The 18293-nt window shown below is 66.6% G+C and carries 18 protein-coding genes and 1 pseudogene; 12 read left to right on the top strand and 7 right to left on the bottom strand.

Annotation, left to right across the window (positions count from 1 at the left end):
• Positions 1–24 precede the first annotated feature (24 nt).
• On the bottom strand, positions 25–549 hold the full coding sequence (locus G6N36_RS26855) for a YflT domain-containing protein (RefSeq protein WP_163689727.1): 525 nt from the start codon (positions 547–549) through the stop codon (positions 25–27).
• A gap of 119 nt (positions 550–668) precedes the next feature.
• Between G6N36_RS26855 and G6N36_RS26850 the strand changes: the two genes are divergently transcribed.
• Positions 669–1376: a DUF4190 domain-containing protein gene (locus tag G6N36_RS26850; RefSeq protein ID WP_163689726.1), complete on the top strand. Its 708-nt coding sequence runs from the start codon at positions 669–671 to the stop codon at positions 1374–1376.
• A 17-nt stretch (positions 1377–1393) separates the two neighbouring features.
• Positions 1394–1780, top strand: a complete 387-nt coding sequence (locus G6N36_RS26845; protein WP_163689725.1) for a DUF4190 domain-containing protein — start codon at positions 1394–1396, stop codon at positions 1778–1780.
• 11 nt (positions 1781–1791) lie between these two features.
• Here the strand turns inward: G6N36_RS26845 and G6N36_RS26840 are convergent, their stop codons facing one another.
• A complete protein-coding gene (locus tag G6N36_RS26840) occupies positions 1792–2748 on the bottom strand; it encodes an HpcH/HpaI aldolase/citrate lyase family protein (protein WP_163690940.1) in 957 nt (318 codons plus the stop codon).
• Between the two features lie 25 nt (positions 2749–2773).
• On the opposite strand from G6N36_RS26840, the gene G6N36_RS26835 reads away from it, so the two are divergent.
• From G6N36_RS26835 to G6N36_RS26820, 4 genes are all read left to right on the top strand, one after another.
• Complete coding sequence (locus G6N36_RS26835; RefSeq protein WP_163689724.1) at positions 2774–4066, top strand: magnesium transporter MgtE N-terminal domain-containing protein; 1293 nt, start codon at positions 2774–2776, stop codon at positions 4064–4066.
• Positions 4066–4617: a DUF1003 domain-containing protein gene (locus G6N36_RS26830; protein WP_163689723.1), complete on the top strand. Its 552-nt coding sequence runs from the start codon at positions 4066–4068 to the stop codon at positions 4615–4617. The genes G6N36_RS26835 and G6N36_RS26830 overlap by 1 nt, the downstream gene beginning before the upstream one ends.
• Positions 4618–4704: 87 nt before the next feature.
• Positions 4705–6195 (top strand): lytic transglycosylase domain-containing protein, encoded by a 1491-nt coding sequence (locus G6N36_RS26825; protein ID WP_372512254.1) that lies wholly within the window; start codon positions 4705–4707, stop codon positions 6193–6195.
• 33 nt (positions 6196–6228) lie between these two features.
• The gene (locus tag G6N36_RS26820) at positions 6229–7371 is read left to right on the top strand and encodes an Mrp/NBP35 family ATP-binding protein (protein ID WP_163689721.1); all 1143 of its coding nucleotides are present in this window, start codon (positions 6229–6231) and stop codon (positions 7369–7371) included.
• Here G6N36_RS26820 and tatB read toward each other — a convergent pair.
• The 4 genes from tatB to sigE form a co-directional block, all read right to left on the bottom strand.
• The gene (gene tatB, locus G6N36_RS26815; protein ID WP_083123890.1) at positions 7368–7790 is read right to left on the bottom strand and encodes a Sec-independent protein translocase protein TatB; all 423 of its coding nucleotides are present in this window, start codon (positions 7788–7790) and stop codon (positions 7368–7370) included. The genes G6N36_RS26820 and tatB overlap by 4 nt on opposite strands.
• A gap of 2 nt (positions 7791–7792) precedes the next feature.
• Complete coding sequence (gene htrA / locus G6N36_RS26810; protein WP_163689720.1) at positions 7793–9283, bottom strand: serine protease HtrA; 1491 nt, start codon at positions 9281–9283, stop codon at positions 7793–7795.
• A gap of 68 nt (positions 9284–9351) precedes the next feature.
• Positions 9352–9753: an anti-sigma E factor RseA gene (gene rseA / locus G6N36_RS26805; RefSeq protein WP_163689719.1), complete on the bottom strand. Its 402-nt coding sequence runs from the start codon at positions 9751–9753 to the stop codon at positions 9352–9354.
• A gap of 88 nt (positions 9754–9841) precedes the next feature.
• A complete protein-coding gene (gene sigE / locus G6N36_RS26800; protein WP_163689718.1) occupies positions 9842–10630 on the bottom strand; it encodes an RNA polymerase sigma factor SigE in 789 nt (262 codons plus the stop codon).
• Positions 10631–10807: 177 nt separating this feature from the next.
• Between sigE and G6N36_RS26795 the strand changes: the two genes are divergently transcribed.
• From G6N36_RS26795 to G6N36_RS26775, 5 genes are all read left to right on the top strand, one after another.
• Complete coding sequence (locus G6N36_RS26795; protein ID WP_163689717.1) at positions 10808–11473, top strand: O-methyltransferase; 666 nt, start codon at positions 10808–10810, stop codon at positions 11471–11473.
• 102 nt (positions 11474–11575) lie between these two features.
• A complete protein-coding gene (locus tag G6N36_RS26790) occupies positions 11576–12262 on the top strand; it encodes a TetR/AcrR family transcriptional regulator (protein WP_163689716.1) in 687 nt (228 codons plus the stop codon).
• Positions 12234–13169: an ABC transporter ATP-binding protein gene (locus G6N36_RS26785; RefSeq protein WP_163689715.1), complete on the top strand. Its 936-nt coding sequence runs from the start codon at positions 12234–12236 to the stop codon at positions 13167–13169. The genes G6N36_RS26790 and G6N36_RS26785 overlap by 29 nt, the downstream gene beginning before the upstream one ends.
• Positions 13166–14773 (top strand): ABC transporter permease, encoded by a 1608-nt coding sequence (locus tag G6N36_RS26780; RefSeq protein ID WP_163689714.1) that lies wholly within the window; start codon positions 13166–13168, stop codon positions 14771–14773. Before G6N36_RS26785 ends, G6N36_RS26780 begins: the two co-directional genes overlap by 4 nt.
• Before the next feature lie 9 nt (positions 14774–14782).
• Entirely contained in the window at positions 14783–15457 is a 675-nt protein-coding gene (locus G6N36_RS26775) for a methyltransferase family protein (RefSeq protein ID WP_163689713.1), read from the top strand.
• Between the two features lie 5 nt (positions 15458–15462).
• On the opposite strand, the gene G6N36_RS26770 is transcribed toward G6N36_RS26775, so the two are convergent.
• Positions 15463–16749: a 13E12 repeat family protein gene (locus G6N36_RS26770; RefSeq protein ID WP_163689712.1), complete on the bottom strand. Its 1287-nt coding sequence runs from the start codon at positions 16747–16749 to the stop codon at positions 15463–15465.
• 294 nt (positions 16750–17043) lie between these two features.
• Between G6N36_RS26770 and G6N36_RS30455 the strand changes: the two are divergent.
• A pseudogene (locus tag G6N36_RS30455) lies at positions 17044–18261 on the top strand (IS110 family RNA-guided transposase).
• The last annotated feature ends 32 nt before the right edge of the window (positions 18262–18293 follow it).

The raw sequence follows: 18293 nt of genomic DNA, 5'->3' as shown, positions 1-18293 counted from the left end.
CAGCTAACGCCCGCGCGTTCCCGACTAGATCTTCAAGCGTGCCAGCAGATCCCGGCCGTGCTCGGCGCTCTGAGGATCGCACAAGACGTCGTATCGTCCCGCGACGAGTTGCATCGTCGAACTGAAATCTCTTGTGCCACGCGCCATCGCATACGGAATCGCGGAGGTGATGAGGCCGAAGAACACACCGGCTACGAGGCCGGTGATCAGCGCGCCCCACGGGCTCGGGCTGAAGAACCCCAGGATCAGGCCGATGAACAGACCCAGCCACGCGCCGGTGAGCACGCCGCCGCCGAGCACCTTGGGCCAACTCAGCCTGCCCGTGACGCGTTCCACTTGCATCAGGTCGACACCGACGATCGTGACCTGCTGGACCGGAAACTGCTGGTCTGACAGGTAGTCGACCGCGCTCTGCGCCTCGGCGTAGGTCGGATACGACCCGATCGGCCAGCCTTTCGGAGGTGTGGGCAGGGCCGCGGGACCGCGTCGGGTCGTCGGCGTGCCTGGCGTTGTGCCGGCTGGCTGTCCAGGCTGGAACGGGCTGGTCATCGCTGAATCATTCTCCTTTGTCGCGGGCCTGCTACTGCCGCGGATCCGGCTGGCGATCTCACCAGGACAACGTCTTCGGACCCGCAAACGTGCCGCGTATTTGCGCTAGGTTGAACAGCATGACAAATCCGGGCGACGACGCTGGCCAAACGGCATCATCCGGCTCCGGCGACGGGGCATCCGAGCCCCCGTCGACCAGCTACGAGGCGCCGCCGATCGAGCAGAGCCAGGAGCAGTCCGGAGGACAGCACGAGCAGCCGACCCAGGTCTACGAGCAGAGGCCGCCCGAGCAACCGACCCAGGTCTACGAGCAGAGGCCGTTCGAGCAGCCGGGGTACACGCCCCCGCCGGCCTACGACCCCACGCCCCAGTCGGCACCGGAGTATCCGAGTTATCCGCCGCCTCCGTCTTACGGCGAGTTCGGCGCTCCGGCTGCCCCCGGGTATCCGCCGCCCCCGCCCTACGGCACGCCGCCCCCCGGCTTCGGACCACCGGCTCCCGGCTTCGGGCCACCGCCACCACCACCCGGCTACGGCCCGCCTCCGGGCTTTGGTCCACCTCCGGGCTATTCCGCGGCTCCGAGCTATCCCGCGTACGGCGCGCCGGAGAAGACAAACGCGATGGCCATCGGCTCGTTGGTGGCGTCGATCGTCGGATTCTGCTGCGGCATCGGTTCGATCGTCGGCATCGTGCTCGGCATCGTCGCGATGAACCAGATCAAGCAGAGCGGGGAAAAGGGCCACGGACTCGCGGTCGCAGGCATCGCGGTCGGCGCGCTCTCGCTGCTCATCAACGTGCTCTGGACCATCGGCGTCATGGCTAGTTGATCGACGGACGCCCACGGATGAACGACAGCGACCCAGAACAGTCGCCCGTCGACTATCCGTCCGCACCCGGGCTGCCTCCGCCGGTTTACCCGCCCCTGCCCGGATATCCAGGCGTGGCGGCTTATTACCCCGTTTATGACCCGTACCGGCCGCTGAAGCCGCCTGGCACCAATGACAAGGCAATCGCATCGCTCGTCACGTCCATCGCAGGCTGGGTGTGCTGCGCCCCGCTGGCCATCGTCGGTCTCGTGCTGGGTGTGCTCGCGATGCGCGAGACCAAGCGCTCTGGGCAGGCGGGGTGGGGCATGGCGCTGGCTGGCACGATCATCGGTGGCCTGTTCACCGCAGGCTTGCTGGTCGTCTTGCTGCTTTACATCGCGCTCGGCATCAGTACCATCCGTTAGGCCCTGACGCGCTAGGCCGGCGGGCTGAACCGCTCGCCCTTGCGCTCCATCCCCGCCGCGCGACCCTTGCCGGCGATCACCAACGCCATCTTGCGGCTCGCTTCGTCGATCATCTCGTCGCCGAGCATCACCGCGCCGCGCGCACCGCCCGCCCGCGACGTGTGCCATTCGTAGGCCTCGAGAATCAACTCGGCGTGATCGTAGGCCGCTTGGCGAGGGCTGAAGATCTCGTTGCCCGCAGCGATCTGGTCGGGGTGCAGCACCCATTTGCCGTCGTATCCCAGCGCAGCGGACCGGCCCGCGACCCGGCGGAAGCCTTCGACATCGCGCACCTTCAGATACGGGCCGTCGATCGCCAGGATGCCGCGCGTGCGGGCCGCGACGAGAATTCGCATCAGCACGTGATGGTGGGCGTCACCGACGTCGTAGCCCTCGGGCTGTTCCCCAACCTCGAGCGTGCGCATGTTCAGGCTGGCGGCCATGTCCGCGGGCCCGAGGACCAGCGCCTGCACCCGTGGGGCCGCCGCGATCGCATCGATATTCGTCAAACCTTCGGCATTCTCGATCTGAGCTTCAATACCGATGCGGCCCAACGGGAATCCGTGTGTCGCCTCGAGTTGACCAAGCAGCAGGTCGAGCGCATGGATGTGCGAGACATCGGAAACTTTCGGCAACACCACAATGTCCAGCGACGCACCCGCGGCCGACACCACCTCGATGACGTCGGCATGCGTCCACGGCGTGGTCCAGTCGTTCACCCGAACGCCGCGCAACTGCCCGCCCCAACCGGGCTCGGTCAACGCGGCCGCCACCGCGGCGCGCGCCTCGGCTTTGGCGTCGGGTGCGACCGCGTCTTCGAGATCGAGGAAGACCTCATCGGCGGGCAGAGACTTTGCCTTCTCGATCATCTTCGCGCTGCTGCCTGGAACCGAAAGTATCGTTCGGCGGGGTCGATAGCGGTTTTCCACAACCACACTCTTTACCCTTCTAGGCATGGCGGCGGTGAACAGGGTCTATGCGGCCCGGCTTGTGGGGATGGTGGTGCTGGGACCCGACGGGGAGTCCCTTGGCCGCGTCCGCGATGTGGTGATCAGCATCAGCATCGTGCGCCAACAGCCGAGGGTGCTCGGCCTGGTCGTCGAATTACTTACGCGCCGAAGAATTTTCGTGCCGATTCTGCGGGTGACATCCATCGATCCCGGCGCTGTGACGCTGGCGACCGGCAGCGTCTCGCTGCGCAAGTTCACCCAGCGTCCCGGTGAGGTGCTCGTGCTCGGCCAGGTGATCGAAACCCAGGTCAGAGTCGACGATCCCGACCAGGAGCAGTTGAAGGGAGTCGACGTGTACGTGGTCGATCTCGGCATCGAGCCGACCCGCACGCGCGACTGGATGGTGACCAAGGTGGCGGTGCGGCCCGCGCGACGCCTCGGCCGCCGCGGCAATGTGCAGATCATCGACTGGCAGCACGTGCAGGGGCTCACCCCCTCGGGACTGGCGATGCCCGACCAGGGGGTCGCGCAGCTGCTGGAGCAGTTCGTCGGTCAGCGCGCCGTCGAGGTGGCCGAAGCGATCCGCGAACTGCCTGACAAGCGCCGCCACGAGGTGGTCAACGCGCTCGACGACGAGCGTTTGGCCGACGTGCTGCAGGAGCTGCCCGAGGACGAGCAGGTCAACGTGCTCAGGAAGCTGCCCCCCGAACGGGCCGCCGACGTGCTCGAGGCCATGGACCCCGACGACGCCGCCGACCTGCTGGGCACGATGACGCCAACGGACGCCGAACAGTTTCTACGCCGAATGGACCCCGAGGACTCCGAGGACGTACGCCGGCTGCTGGCGCACTCACCCGACACAGCAGGCGGCCTGATGACGTCGGAACCGGTGGTGCTCGCGCCGGACACCACTGTCGCCGAGGCGCTGGCCCGCGTCCGCGACCCCGACCTGACCCCGGCGCTCGCGTCGCTGGTGTTCGTGACGCGCGCGCCAACGGCCACCCCTACCGGTCACTACCTGGGCTGTGTCCACCTACAGCGGCTCCTGCGAGAACCGCCCGCGGAGCTGGTCAGCGGGATCGTGGACACCGACCTTCCGAATTTGGCACCAGAGGATTCGTTGTCGGCGGTGACCCGGTACTTCGCCGCGTACAACCTCGTATGCGGACCGGTCGTCGACGAGGAGAACCACCTGCTCGGCGCGGTGTCGGTCGACGACGTGCTCGACCATCTCCTGCCGCACGACTGGCGTGAACGCGAAGAGCCCGAGTTGTTCGCCGCCAACGAGGGCGCGTGATGAGCGACCTGACGGCGCGCCAGCGCCTGGACACCCCGCGGGTCTCCCGTCGACGGTTCACGCTCAACGTCGACGCCGAGGCGGTCGGCAAGTTCTCGGAGTCGATCGCCCGCTTTCTGGGCACGGGCCGTTACCTGGCCTGGCAGACCATCATGGTGATCGTCTGGATCATCCTGAATCTGTTTGCCGTGAAGTTGCGGTGGGATCCATATCCGTTCATCTTGCTCAATCTCGCGTTCTCCACCCAAGCGGCGTATGCGGCGCCGTTGATTCTGCTGGCTCAGAATCGGCAGGAAAACCGGGATCGGGTGTCGCTCGAGGAAGACCGTCGGCGCGCCGAACAGACCAAGGCGGACACCGAATATCTGGCCCGTGAGCTGGCCGCATTGCGGTTGGCGGTCGGCGAAGTCGCCACCCGCGACTACCTGCGGCGCGAGCTCGAGGAAATTCAGGAGCTACTGAACCGGCTGGCCCCGCCGGCAGGATCCGATAAGCGCGACGGCGGCGGCAGAACAGAGCAGAATGAGCGCCGCTCGAAAAGGCAGAGCTGAATCACGTAACGCCATTGCTGTAACGCGCGAGATACCGACTAGGTATGGTGACTTGGTTCACAACCACAACAGACCAAGGACGGTTGAGTGCACATAGGGGCAGGGGCCGCCCTCGAGGCAGCGCGACGGGGGGCGAAGCGAGTCGCGCACAGTGCTGGCGATGGTGTTTCTCGCATGCGAGCCGTCAACTTCAGCGCTGCCGTCAAACCGTCCAATGTTCGCGGCGCGCTCACCCCTGCCCGCGCCCGCGTCGCCTCGGGATTCGCAGTCATCGCGCCGATCATTCTGGTCGGCGCCGTGGGGGCCTCCGTACAACCGAGCTCACCGGTCCGCGACTCCGCGGTCACCCCGCTGGCCTCTGTCGAGTCGTCCTCGGTCGACCGCGCGGGCCCGACGGTGGTCGCTGTCACCAAGACACCGACCGAATTCCACATCGCGGCCTCGGCGGCTTCGTCGCCTCAGCCCGCAGCTGTAGTGAATGCTCCTGGCACACTTCGCATTCCGGCGATGGCCCTGGCGGCATACCGCAACGCCGAGCGGATGATGGCCGTGGCCGATCCCGGTTGTGGCGTCAGCTGGAACCTGCTGGCGGGCATCGGGCGTATCGAGTCGATGCACGCCTATGGCGGCGCCACCGACGCCCGCGGTACGGCCGTGCGGCCCATCTACGGGCCCGCTCTGGACGGGACTCTGCCCGGCAACGAGATCATCGTGCAGAATCGCTCGGCCGAGCGCGTCACCTATGCGCGCGCGATGGGTCCGATGCAGTTCCTTCCCGGTACCTGGTCGCGCTACGCGTCCGACGGCGACGGGGACGGCAAGGCCGAGGTGCAGAACCTGTTCGACTCGACCCTGGCCGCCGCGCGCTATCTGTGCAGCGGTGACATGAACCTGCGCGATCAGGCCCACGTGATGTCGGCGATCCTGCGCTACAACAACTCGGTGGCCTACGCCCGCAACGTGCTGGGCTGGGCCGCTGCGTACGCCACCGGCGTCGTGCCGGTCGACCTGCCGCCCATCACCGGGTCGGTCCCCGTATTGAGCGACGACGACGGCGGCGCCACGCACCTCAATGCATACGAAGGCCTCGGTCCGGGATTGCCGCTCAACGCCTTGGGCCTGCCCTCCAACGATCCGCTGGCACTGATGCCGGTGCTGGCGCGCAGCGACGTCGCCAGCCAGCTCCCCGGCTTCGTGCCCGGTCAGCGGCTGGGCCCGCTGCCCGGTCCCGCACCCGGCCCGTTGGCAACCCCTGCGACATCGCAGCAACCGGCGCCGTGGGTGCCCCCGTGGATGCAGCCGCCTCCGAGGCCGACGCCGGAGTGTGCGGTGTTCTGCATCAAGGACCAGCCCGCACCGCTGCAGGCTGCGCTGGGCGGGCCGCCCGTCGCGCAGCAGATGGTGCCGCCGGGAATGGCACCGCCGCCCGGCCCGCTGGCGCCTGCCCCGGGACCCGTCCCGGCCGGACCCGCCCCGGGTCCGCTGGCACCGCCGCCCGGTCCTGCGCCGGGTCCGGTCGCGCCACAGGGCGCACCGCCGGGACCGCTGCCCGGTCCCGCGCCCGCACCGGCTGGTTAGCACGCCCGTCGGGTCGGCCTAGACTCGACAGCGATGTCCACTACTTCTCCTGACCTGGAGTCCGCGGTCCGTTCGGGGCTGGCGAAGGTGATCGATCCGGAACTGCGGCGGCCGATCACCGAGCTCGGCATGGTGAAAAACGTCACGATCGAGCCCGACGGCGGGGTGCACGTCGAGATTTACCTCACCACTTCGGCGTGCCCGAAGAAGAACGAGATCTCCCAACTCGTGAGTCAAGCCGTCGCCGATGTCCCGGGCACGGGTCACACCACGGTGACCCTCGACGTGATGAGCGACGAGCAGCGCACCGAGTTGCGCAAGCAACTGCGCGGCGATTCCCGCGAGCCCGTCATCCCCTTCGCCCAGCCCGGTTCGCTCACCCGGGTATACGCCGTGGCGTCGGGTAAGGGCGGCGTCGGCAAGTCCAGCGTCACCGTCAACCTGGCCGCGGCGATGGCCGCGCGCGGGCTGTCGGTGGGCGTGCTGGACGCCGACATCTACGGGCATTCGGTGCCGCGGATGATGGGCACGACCGACCGGCCGACCCAGGTCGAGTCGATGATCGTGCCGCCTGTCGCGCATGACGTTCGCGTCATCTCGATATCGATGTTCACCCAGGGCAACACCCCGGTGGTGTGGCGCGGACCGATGCTGCACCGCGCATTGCAGCAGTTTCTCGCCGACGTGTACTGGGGCGATCTGGACGTCCTGCTGCTCGACCTGCCGCCGGGCACCGGAGACATCGCCATCTCGGTCGCCCAGCTGATCCCCGGAGCGGAGATCCTGGTGGTGACGACGCCTCAGCTGGCGGCCGCCGAGGTGGCCGAGCGGGCAGGCGCCATCGCGCTGCAGACCCGTCAGCGCATCGTCGGCGTGGTCGAGAACATGTCCGGTCTGCTGCTCCCTGACGGTACGACGATGCAGATCTTCGGCGAAGGCGGCGGCAGGCAGGTCGCCGAGAGCCTGACCCGTTCGGTGGGCGCCGACGTGCCGCTGCTGGGCCAGGTTCCGCTGGATCCCGCACTGGTCGCTGCAGGCGACGAAGGGGTGCCGCTGGTGCTCTCGGCACCGGATTCAGTGGCGGGCAAGGAGTTGCGCAACATCGCCGATGCGCTGTCGAGCCGCAAGCGGGGACTCGCGGGCATGTCGCTGGGCCTGGACCCGGCCGGCCGTTAGGTCGCGTCGCTGTCGTAGGGGGTTTTCGCCGGGACTTCGGGCGTCTCTGGTTGCGGTGGCTCCTGCGGTGACACCGGCTTCGGCGCACCGTCACTCACGGGCTTCTCGGCGTTGGCCGCGGGGGTGTCCACCTTGCCCGTGAAGATCGAATCATCCCCGTCGAGAAGATGTTTCGTGAGCGCGGCACGCGGCGTCATCCCCCGCAGCTTGTTCAGCTGACTCAACGGCTCCCGAAGGTCGTCGAACTCCGGACCAAGATCGTCGCGCAGCTGGCTGGTGGCGCCGCTGATGTAGTCGCGGGCCTGCCGCAGCGTGCTCGACGTCCACCGGATCGCTCCGGGAAGGCGTTCGGGGCCCAGGATCACCAAACCGGCGATCACCAGGACCAGCATCTCGCCCCAGCCGACGTTCGCGAACATCTTTAGGTGCTGTTGTCGGGGCCGGGGTTGACGGTCAGGACGACGGGCCTGCCGTCACGCATGACCTCGATGGGGGCGTCCTGCCCGATCTTGAGTTGGCGCACGGCGACGACGAATTCGTCTGCGTCAGCGACGGTTCGGTCACCCACCTTGACGACGACGTCGTTCTCCAGGATGCCCGCCTTCTCGGCCGGGCTGCCGGCCTTCACGTTGGCGACCTGGGCGCCCGACGCGAGGTCGTTGCTCACCGAGCGGGCGGTCAGACCCAATGTCGGATGCGCGATCTTCCCGTCGCGGATCAGCGACTCGATGACCGTCTTGACCTCGTTCACCGGAATCGCGAAGCCCAGGCCACTGGCGCTGTCCGACAACGATTTGCCCGCCGTGTTGATGCCGATGACGTCGCCGTTCATGTCGATGAGCGGGCCGCCGGAGTTGCCGTGGTTGATCGACGCGTCGGTCTGCACACCGTCGATGACGGTGTCGGTGTCCGAACCGTCACCCGACAGCGGCACCGGGCGGTGCAGCGCGCTGATGATGCCCGCCGTGACGGTGCTGCGCAGACCCAGCGGGGCACCGGCGGCGATCACCTCTTCGCCGACATAGAGCTTGTCGGAGTCGCCCAGCTTGGCGACCGTCAGGTTGTCCACGTTGTCGACCTTGAGCACAGCGAGGTCGGTCTTCGGATCACGGCCGACAAGGTTGGCGGGCACTTCCTTGCCGTCATTGAAGACCACGGTCATCTTGTACTTGCTCGCGTTGACGGCGGCCTCGGAGATCACGTGGTTGTTGGTGACGATGTAGCCGCGGCCGTCGACCACGACACCGGAGCCCTGCGAGCCCTCCTCGTCGCTCTTGGTCTCGATCGTGACCACTGAATCGGCAATCGCCGCAGCAACTTTGGCGAACCGGCCCTCCGGCGCGTCGCCGACATCGCTGGTCTCGAGCGTCACCTTGGAAGTGGTGAAGGCCTGGACCACCTCGGCCGTCGTACGGCCGACCCAGCCGCCGGCGAACCCGATCACGAGTGCGACGATGCCGAGCACCGCGAGCGCGACGTAGGAGACCTTGCCGCCGAACAGGACGTCGCGCACGCCGAGCTTGCCGGTGCTGACGCTGGACGCTGCGCGGGGCGGCTGCGTCATCGCCGGAGTGCCCAGCTCCACCGGGGCACCTGGATTGCGCCACGGATCATCGGGTTGGTCGGCGCCTGGCCCTTCGCGCTCGGCGTCCAGCGCACCGGCATCGGCGGGGTGACGCTGCAGCGAATCGCCGCTGGCGTAGGGCCGGCCGAACGCCTCGGCCAGCACGGGATCGGGCGGCTGATCCTTGGGCGTGAAAGCGCCTTGATCGCGATACTTCTCCGCACCCTGGAAAGATCCGCTGACGCCCTCGGGCCTGCCGAATGCACGCCGTGACGCCGGGTCGACAGGCGGCCGCGACACCTGCCGCGGCTCGAGACGTTCGCGTCCGGTCTCGTCCAGATTGCTCACCCGTTCATCACCTCTATCCGAGCGCCAGCAATGGCCGGCGCACGCCGTTGATCGACTTTGTATCCACCCTACCGGCGCTTACGGCGGCCTTGCTGGGCGCCTTCAGCTAACTGCGAGTCCTGTGTCGCCGCGGTCGGATCGGGGGCGTTGCCGCTGCACAGGGGAATCTGCGACAGCTGGCCCAGCAACGAGCTGGGGATGGCTATCGGATGAGATTCCCGCAGCGCACTGCGTGCCTGACGCTGTGCCTCGACCTCTGCCGCGCACTGCGGACACAGCGAAAGATGACTGGCCGCGCGTAGATGAGGAGTGAGTCGGAGTTCGTTGTCGACGAACGCCGCGATGGCCTCCGTCGACAGATGCTCAGTGGATCCGAACTGCCGAGGCCCCACGGGCGCTTCGCTCTGCGATGCCAGCTGGGTAGGCAGCCAGGAGAACGCACGGCGGAACCTGTGCCCCGGGTCGACCATCGCCCAGCTCCTCTCGGCGTACTCGCGTCGAGTCAACGTTACTGATTCGAATGTAGCGCGGCGCGCGGCGCCAAACACCTGCGAACACTCAGGCTGACTTGGCCGTGTCCCGGTAGTGGGTCGAATCCCCGTCACCGTGGCGGGCCAAATAGTCGCGCAGCGCCTGCCTGCCGCGGTGAATGCGGCTGCGGACGGTGCCGAGCTTGACGCCTAACGTCGCGCCGATCTCCTCGTAAGACAAGCCCTCGACGTCGCACAGGACCACGGCGGCACGAAACTCCGGCGGCAGCGAGTCCAGCGCGGCCTGCAGGTCGGGACCCAGTCGCGAGTCGTGATAGATCTGCTCGGGGTTCGGATCGTCGGCGGGCACCCGGTCGTAGTCCTCCGGCAGCGCCTCCATGCGGATACGGCCGCGCCTGCGAACCATGTCCAAGAACAGGTTCGTGGTGATGCGGTGCAGCCAGCCCTCGAACGTGCCCGGCTGATAGTTCTGCACCGAGCGGAAGACGCGGATGAACGTCTCCTGCGTGAGGTCCTCGGCGTCGTGCTGGTTGCCGGACAGGCGGTAGGCCAGTCGGTAGACGCGGTCAGCATGCTGGCGCACGAGCTCGTCCCAGGACGGCATCGTGGTGTGGTCACCCGTCGCGTCGAACACGGCGGTTCCGGTCAGTTCGTCGGAAGGCTCAACCCATTCCCCGTCGGTGTACTGCTCGAGATGAGCCATCGACGATGGCGCGGCCGGCGCAGCTGGGGCGTTCGAATTCTTCGTCAGATCCTCCTGTTGACAGCCGTCGTCATTTATCGACGGCCCGACGATGGCGGCAACGTGAAATTCCCTCCGCTTATTCCCGGTATCCCAACGTCCGCCGTCATCCATGGGACATACCGTCTCCGACCCTGGTGTGTTTGGCATATGAGCACACTGAACATTTCCTGAGAAAGATCTTCTACCCATTTTCGACCTGCGAGAACCAGGCCATTTCGATGGAAATCCGCAGTTCGGGGACGGGCGTGTCGCGGGCGTGCCCTTCGGAGGAGGTTCTACGCTGCGGGCATGGCTGGCATCGACGACGTGATAGGCGGCGGACCGCAGAATCGCGCCGAGTCGATCGTCAAGCATGCCGAGCAGTCGATCTCGGAGGACGCGATCGTCGCGGCCGCCCGTGAACGCGCGGTCGAACTCGGCGCCGGCGCGATCACCCCCGCCGTCGGGGCGCTGCTGTGCGTGTTCGCCAAGATGACCGGAGCCAAGGCGGTCGTCGAGGTGGGTACCGGGGCCGGGGTGAGCGGGTTGTGGCTGCTGTCGGGCATGCGCGAGGACGGCGTGCTCACCACCATCGACGTCGAGCCCGAACATCAGCGCATCGCGAAGCAGGCGTTCACCGAGGCCGGTGTCGGTCCCGGCCGCAGCAGGTTGATCAGCGGCCGGGCGCAGGAAGTGCTCACCCGACTCGCCGACGAGTCCTACGACCTGGTGTTCATCGATGCCGATCCGGCCGATCAGCCGCAATTCGTGACCGAAGGCGTGCGACTGCTGCGCTCCGGCGGCGCCATCGTGGTGCATCGCGCCGCGCTGGGCGGACGGGCAGGCGACGCTCATGCCAAAGACGCCGAGGTGGCCGCGGTACGCGAGGCCGCGCGGCTCATCGCGGAGGACGAGCGGCTCACGCCGGTGCTGATCCCGCTGGGCGACGGCTTGCTCGCTGCCGCCCGCGACTAGAGGCCACTTCGCCACGTCAGGCGGACGATGGCGCGATCTTTGCGAACTCTTGACGGGCCGATCCCTTGACCGTCGGCTGAACGCGCGTTTAGCGTACTAAACATGCGTTCAGCGCCTGACGATCGGACGGCCATCGCCCGGATCCGCGATGCCGCGATCGACCGGTGGGGCAAAGACGGCTTCAACGTCGGGCTCCGGACCATCGCCGAGGCCGCCGGCGTGTCCGCCGCGCTGGTGATCCACCATTTCGGCTCCAAGGACGGCCTGCGCAAGGCGTGCGACGACCACATCACCGAGATGGTGCGCGAGTCCAAGACCGAGTCCATGCGCACCACCGACCCGGCCGACTGGCTCGCACAGGTCGCCGAGATCGAGGAATACGCCCCGATGATGGCGTATCTGGTGCGCAGCATGCAGTCGGGTAGTGACCTCGCAAAGTCGTTCTGGCAGCGCATGATCGACAACGCCGAGCAGTACATCGAGGAGGGCGTTCAGGCAGGCATTCTCAAGCCGAGCCGCGACCCGAAGGCCAGGGCGAGATACCTCAGCATGATCAACGGCGGCGGTTTCCTGCTCTACCTGCAAATGCATGAAAACCCCACCGACCTTCGGGCCGTGCTGCGCGATTACGGCGAAGACATGATGCTGCCTGCGCTGGAGATGTTCACCAACGGCCTGATGGCCGACTCGACGATGTACGACGCATTCCTGGCACAACACGAAAAAGGCATCCCGTTCACATCTGGAGAAGGAGATGGAAATGACGGCACCGTCCCTGCAGCGGACTAATGCTGGCGCGCGATCCGAACTCGCGGTCGAGATTCGTGGGCTGTCAAAGTCTTTCGGACGAACCAAAGCACTCGACGGCCTCGACCTGGCTGTTGCGCACGGCGACATCGCGGGATTCCTCGGCCCCAACGGGGCGGGCAAGTCCACTACGATCCGTGTGCTGCTTGGCCTGCTGCGCGCCGACGGCGGAACTGTACGGCTGCTCGGCGGCGACCCGTGGCACGACGCCGTCGACCTGCACCGCCGAATCGCATACGTCCCGGGCGATGTGACACTGTGGCCCAACCTGACCGGCCTGCAAGCCATCGACTTCCTGGCCCGACTGCGCGGCAACGGCCTCGACACCCGCAGACGCGACCAACTGATCGAGCGCTTCGAACTCGACCCGCACAAGAAGGCGCGCACCTACTCGAAAGGCAACCGGCAGAAGGTGGCAATTGTCGCTGCGTTCTCCACCAACGCCGAGCTCTACATTCTCGACGAGCCGACTTCTGGACTGGATCCCCTGATGGAGAAGGCGTTTCAGCAATGCGTCGAGGAAGTGACCGGACACGGTGCGGCGGTGCTGCTGTCCAGCCATATCCTCGCCGAGGTCGAGAAACTGTGCAACACCGTGACGATCATTCGCTCCGGCCGCACCGTGAAGTCGGGCTCGCTCGACGAGCTGCGGCACCTGATGCGGACAACGGTTACAGTGCGCACCCGCACCGATGGGCAAGCGCTGCAACGCAGTCCGTTCGTACACGACTTCGCCATCAGCGATGGCCACTACACGTTCTCCGTTGACCGCAACGAACTCGACCGCGCCATGGGTGAACTCTCCGACCTGGGCATCCTCGACCTGACCGTGACACCGGCATCGCTCGAAGACCTGTTCCTGCGTGAGTACCAGGGAGCCTCGCGATGAGCACCGTCCTCGCACCGCACACAGCTCAACGCAACGCCGGGTTGTGGACGGGCACGCTGAGCCTGCTCCGGCTGGCCCTGCGCCGCGACCGAATTCGCCTTTCGATCTGGCTGGCGGCCTTGACGCTGATGATGGTGTACGCGCCCAACGCGATCAAGCTGGCTTATCCGGACGAGGCGCAACGTCAGGCCCGGGTGAACCTGATGAAGACGCCGGCGGCGATCATCATGGGCGGCCCCATGTTCGGCGGCAACGAAACCGACCTCGGCGCGATGATGGCCAACGAGCTCATGCTCACCATGATCGTCGCGACGTCGATCCTGGCCATTCTGACCGTGATTCGCCACACCCGCGCCGAGGAAGAAAGCGGCGCAGCGGAACTGGTGCTGTCCTCGGTTGTCGGACGCTATGCACGAACGACCGCCGCGTTGATCATGGTCGGCGGCGTGAACGCCGTGCTGACGGTGACGATGACGCTGGCAATGGCCTCCACCGGTTTCGGGCTGGTCGACACCGCCGCGATGTGCCTCGGCATCACAGGGGTGGCCATGGTGTTCGGCGCGGTCGCCGCTGTCACCGCCCAGCTGTGGCGGCAGTCGCGCACCGCCACCGGCGCCGCGATGGCCGTACTTGCGCTGGCGGTCTTCGTCCGCGGGATCGGCGACGTCATCGAGCATTCCGGCAGCGCGCTGAGTTGGTTCTCGCCGATCGCATGGGCGCAACAGATGCGGGCATTCGTCGACGTGCGCTGGTGGCCGTTCGCCCTCCTCGTCGCCCTGACGCTCGGGCTGATCGGGCTGGCCGCCGGCCTGGAGAGCAGACGGCAGTACGACGACGGCACCATCCCGTCCACCGGCGAGCGTCCCAATGCGCACGCCATCAGATCCGTGCTCGGCCTGCATCTGACGCTGCAACGCGGCCAGACCATCGGCTGGGCGGTCGGACTCTTTTTGGGCGGCTTGGCCTTTGGCTCGATGACAAAATCACTGCTGGACGCCGCCAAGGAGAACGAACTCATTCAACGCGTGCTGGTGGCACAGGGCACCGACAGCGTGTACACCACGATGACGCAATTCCTCGCCGCCGCGGCCACTGCGTTCGTCGTGTCGTCGGTGCTGCGGGTGTACGGCGACGAAGAGAAGGGCCTCGGCGAAGCTGTGCTGGCCGGCGCGGTGTCACGGTGGCGCTGGCTGCTCACCGCGGTCGCGTCGGCGCTCATCGGCTCCGCCGTACTGATGTTCTTCGCCGGCCTTGGCAACGGTCTTGGTGCGGGTCTCACGCTCGGGGAACCGGGCACGATAGTGCGGCTCACGTTGGCGGGCCTGGCCTACGTGCCCGCGATGGCCGTGATGGCAGGTATCGCGGCGTTCGGGGTGGCGATCAGGAGGGGCTGGATCGGCTGGCTTGCAGTCACGTTCGTCGTCGTATCGCTGTACCTCGGTGCGCTCCTGCGCCTGCCGAGTTGGCTGCTCGACCTTTCCCCCGTCGGCCAGACCACCGCGCCGTCGGACTACCCGGTTATGGCCCTGGTCGTGATGATCGTCGTGGCCGCGGCCCTGACATTCGCCGCCGGCGCCATCTATCGCCGTCGCGATGCCCTGTGAGCAGGAATCGTGAAGATAATTCTGCAGTCGCTGGCGTCGGTGGTCTTCGGCTTCGTCTTCTTTGGGCTTGCACTGTTCTGGCCTGCCGCGACGTTCCAGTATTGGCAGGCTTGGGTTTTCATCGTCGTGTTCATGTTCGCCACTATGGGGCCCAGCATCTATCTGGCCGTGAAGATGCCCGATGCACTGCAACGGCGCATAAAGGCGGGTCCGTTCGCGGAGACGAGACCGCTACAGAAGCTCATCATGACCGGGACGATCCTTGCGGTCGCAGCGGTTCTGGTGGTCAGCGCGTTCGATCATCGGTTCGGATGGTCGAACGTGCCCACACCCCTCGTGGTGATCGGCAACGTTTTGGTCTTCCTCGGGCTCACCATCACCCAGTTCGTCATCATCCAGAACAACTACGCCGGTGCGACAGTCACCGTCGAGGCGGATCAACGGTTGGTCTCCACCGGCCTGTACGGGCTCGTACGTCACCCGATGTATGCCGCCACCCTCATCATGATGTTCGGCACCCCGCTGGCGCTCGACTCGTACTGGGGCCTCCTCGTCGTCGCACCGGCTCTGCTCATCCTCGCCGTCCGGATCCAGGACGAAGAGAAGATGCTGCGCGAGGAGCTCGACGGTTACGTCGCATACACCGAGAAGGTGCACTACCGCCTCGTGCCCGGCGTCTGGTGACAGGGTCAGGCGGCGATCAGCCCGGCGAGGTGATCGGCGATCAGCCCCTCGACGGCACTCGGCTTGAATACGACGACGTCGTTGAGCATTGGCGGCGCATGTGACTCGTGGTGCGCGCCAGTGGGCGTCACGTACACCGCCTTGTGACGCTGGCCATCGGCGTCGAAGGTGTGGACTCTCCAGCCCGGCGCTTCCTTCGCGTAATTGCAGGCCTCACACTCGCCGAGACCGTTTACGGCAGTAGTGGAACCATCGCGCGCGTGCGGCGTGGCATGGTCGGTATGCCGAATCGGCGCATCGCAATATGGCGTACGGCAGGTGTCGTCCCTGAACGCGATGAATTGCGCGAGACCCTTTGGAAACAGCCGTGATCGGGACTCCATCGTGACTAATGCTCCCGAATCGGGATGGCGATAAAGCCGACGCAGGGTGGCTTTGGACTGCTCGTCGGCGATCGCGTCGCCCGCCAGACGGCACGCGATGGCAGCGGGCACCGGACCATATCCGGGAATTCGTGCCGGTGTGGTGCCACCGCCGAACAGGGTCTCATCGGTCAGAACCAGATTGACCGCGATGGGGACCGGGACGTCAGCGGGTTGACCGGTGACGCGCTCGACAAGGGTGTCGGCCATGACCTGGCCACGACCGCGGCCGTCGAAAGTGGTGTCGGCCTCGCGCTTTAGCGCGGCGTAGACAGACACACCCTGCGCCATGGGGAGTAGAGCGGTCACGTAGGTCATCGCGTCGGGGGCCGGCCGGACGGTAACGGTGCGCTCGGATTGAGCGCGGACCGCCTTGTCCACGACAACCTGCGGATCGAGTTCGTAAGCAATGGCCTTGGCGTCAGCCTCAATCCGCTTGTCGCCGAGGCCCTCCAATGCAGACTGGTCGGCGCACATCCGGGCATCCAGGGTTCGGCGGTCCTCGAGCGAAAGGCACGCCGACTCGCGCACGATCAGGGTCGCACGCCATTCGGAGAGCGCACCGGCTTCCAACGCCGAGAGGGTGTGGGGCATCTCGTGGACGAGCGCCCGGGCGAAGCCGAGATGCCGGCCGCCCCGGTTGGGGGAATCGTGGCGGGCGAGCGCGATCTCGGCGGCGAGTCCGCGCCCACGTTTAGCGCCGGGCACGCCTTCGGCCGCCTCGCGAGTGCGGCGGGCCACGTCGAGTTCGGCGGTGACCCTGGCCTGTTCGGCAGCCGCGGCGGCCTTGCCGCGTTCGAGCTCCGCGATACGGTCGACCAGCGACGCCTCATAGGCGAGTGGGTCGGCGACGGCGCGGGATTCGAACATACTTTCGACTCTACATCGCGGCCCCGACATTGATTCCGTTAAACGGGTTCGGGTGAGGATGGTCTTGCTCGTTCGCTGCCGGTGATGACTCGGCCTCTGACTGGCGCCCTGCTGGGTTGTCTTCCAATTGATTTGTCTCACCGGCGACGTGCGGGCAAGTACCACAACAGCCCTGGTAGGGCGGACATGACTTAATCAGGAGCCTGTCCGCTGCCTCATCAATGTCTTGTCTGCCCGCCCTACCGGGTTGTCACTCGGCCGCACGGTTCATTGCACGGAGAGGACACCACCATCGTGACATCCCCACGCCGCGTCGTCATCGGCGCTGACACCCACCTCGACACCATCCACGTGGCTGCGATCACCGATACCGGCGGACTGCTTGGCGATGCCGAATTCCGTACCAACCCGAGCGGCTACTGGGCCGCGATCTGCTGGGCGCGTAGTTTCGGCGAGGTCGTCGCTGTCGGTGTTGAGGGCACCAGCTCCTACGGTGCAGGCTTGACACAAGCATTGCAGATCAACGACATTCACGTCGTCGAGGTCAACCGTCCCGACCGCTCGGCGCGGCGCCGCCAAGGCAAATCCGACCCTCTCGATGCTTATAGCGCTGCTCGTGCGGTGTTGGCCGGCCACGGCCTTGCCGTGCCCAAAGACCCCCACACCGGGGCCCTCAAAGCGCTGCTGATCGCTCGTCGCGGCGCGATCAAAGCCCGCACCGCGGCTATCCAGCAGATCAAGGACCTGCTCGTGACCGCCCCGGCCGACCTTCGGGAACGCTAGCGCCGTTACCCCACCACCCTGCGTCTGGTCGAAGCGCTGGCCGGCTGCCGCCCCAGCGCACACGAGAACCCCACAACGGTGTCGGTGCTGATCGCCTGCAAAGCGCTCGCGCAGCGCATCGGGTACCTCGAGCGCCAAGACCGTGAGCTGACCGCTGAGCTCGACGCCTTGACCGCCGCGCTCAACCCCGCTTTGCGGGCGGCCTACGGAGTGGGCCCCGACACCGCCGCCCAACTGCTCAACACCGCCGGCACCAACAGTCACCGACTACGCAGCGAAGCAGCGTTCGCCATGCTGACTGGGGTCGCACCGATCCCGGCCTCATCGGGAAAACCAACCGGCATCGGCTTTCCCGCGGCGGAGACCGCGCCGCCAACAACGCCCTGCACCGCATCGCTTTGGTCCGCTGGTCTCACGACCGACGAACCCGCGACTACGTCGCCCGCCAACTGGCCGCCGGGCGCAGCAAGAAAGACGTCCTACGTCTAGTCAAACGGGCCATCGCTCGCGAGATGTTCCGACACCTCACCCAGCCCTGCCCCATCGACGACTACAGCGACCTACGTCCAGCCCGCCAAGCCCGCAACATCACGTTGACCGCCAGCGGCAGCACACTTCAACGTCTGGCCAATCACGATCTCCCGACTCGAACGCGGCCTCAAACGCGACGACACCCTCGCAACCAACTACCGCCAATGGCTAAACACCCTGATCATCGACGCTGCTTGACCCATAACAGAGATAGGAGCATCAATCACCGT

This window comes from Mycolicibacterium gadium, from assembly GCF_010728925.1.
Taxonomy (GTDB): Bacteria; Actinomycetota; Actinomycetes; order Mycobacteriales; family Mycobacteriaceae; genus Mycobacterium; species Mycobacterium gadium.
Note: the sequence above shows the minus strand (reverse complement) of the source record. Positions and strands in the feature narration are given on the sequence as shown.

What these genes read in the sequence shown, in the direction of transcription:
- sigE (WP_163689718.1), bottom strand. Translation starts at nt 10,630, where the DNA reads ATGGATGACGGCGGACGTTGGGATACCGGGAATAAGCGGAGGGAATTT.
- G6N36_RS26830 (WP_163689723.1), top strand. Translation starts at nt 4,066, where the DNA reads ATGAGCGACCTGACGGCGCGCCAGCGCCTGGACACCCCGCGGGTCTCC.
- G6N36_RS26845 (WP_163689725.1), top strand. Translation starts at nt 1,394, where the DNA reads ATGAACGACAGCGACCCAGAACAGTCGCCCGTCGACTATCCGTCCGCA.
- G6N36_RS26780 (WP_163689714.1), top strand. Translation starts at nt 13,166, where the DNA reads ATGAGCACCGTCCTCGCACCGCACACAGCTCAACGCAACGCCGGGTTG.
- G6N36_RS26795 (WP_163689717.1), top strand. Translation starts at nt 10,808, where the DNA reads ATGGCTGGCATCGACGACGTGATAGGCGGCGGACCGCAGAATCGCGCC.
- G6N36_RS26855 (WP_163689727.1), bottom strand. Translation starts at nt 549, where the DNA reads ATGACCAGCCCGTTCCAGCCTGGACAGCCAGCCGGCACAACGCCAGGC.
- G6N36_RS26785 (WP_163689715.1), top strand. Translation starts at nt 12,234, where the DNA reads ATGACGGCACCGTCCCTGCAGCGGACTAATGCTGGCGCGCGATCCGAA.
- G6N36_RS26790 (WP_163689716.1), top strand. Translation starts at nt 11,576, where the DNA reads ATGCGTTCAGCGCCTGACGATCGGACGGCCATCGCCCGGATCCGCGAT.
- G6N36_RS26850 (WP_163689726.1), top strand. Translation starts at nt 669, where the DNA reads ATGACAAATCCGGGCGACGACGCTGGCCAAACGGCATCATCCGGCTCC.
- G6N36_RS26835 (WP_163689724.1), top strand. Translation starts at nt 2,774, where the DNA reads ATGGCGGCGGTGAACAGGGTCTATGCGGCCCGGCTTGTGGGGATGGTG.
- G6N36_RS26820 (WP_163689721.1), top strand. Translation starts at nt 6,229, where the DNA reads ATGTCCACTACTTCTCCTGACCTGGAGTCCGCGGTCCGTTCGGGGCTG.
- rseA (WP_163689719.1), bottom strand. Translation starts at nt 9,753, where the DNA reads ATGGTCGACCCGGGGCACAGGTTCCGCCGTGCGTTCTCCTGGCTGCCT.
- G6N36_RS26770 (WP_163689712.1), bottom strand. Translation starts at nt 16,749, where the DNA reads ATGTTCGAATCCCGCGCCGTCGCCGACCCACTCGCCTATGAGGCGTCG.
- tatB (WP_083123890.1), bottom strand. Translation starts at nt 7,790, where the DNA reads ATGTTCGCGAACGTCGGCTGGGGCGAGATGCTGGTCCTGGTGATCGCC.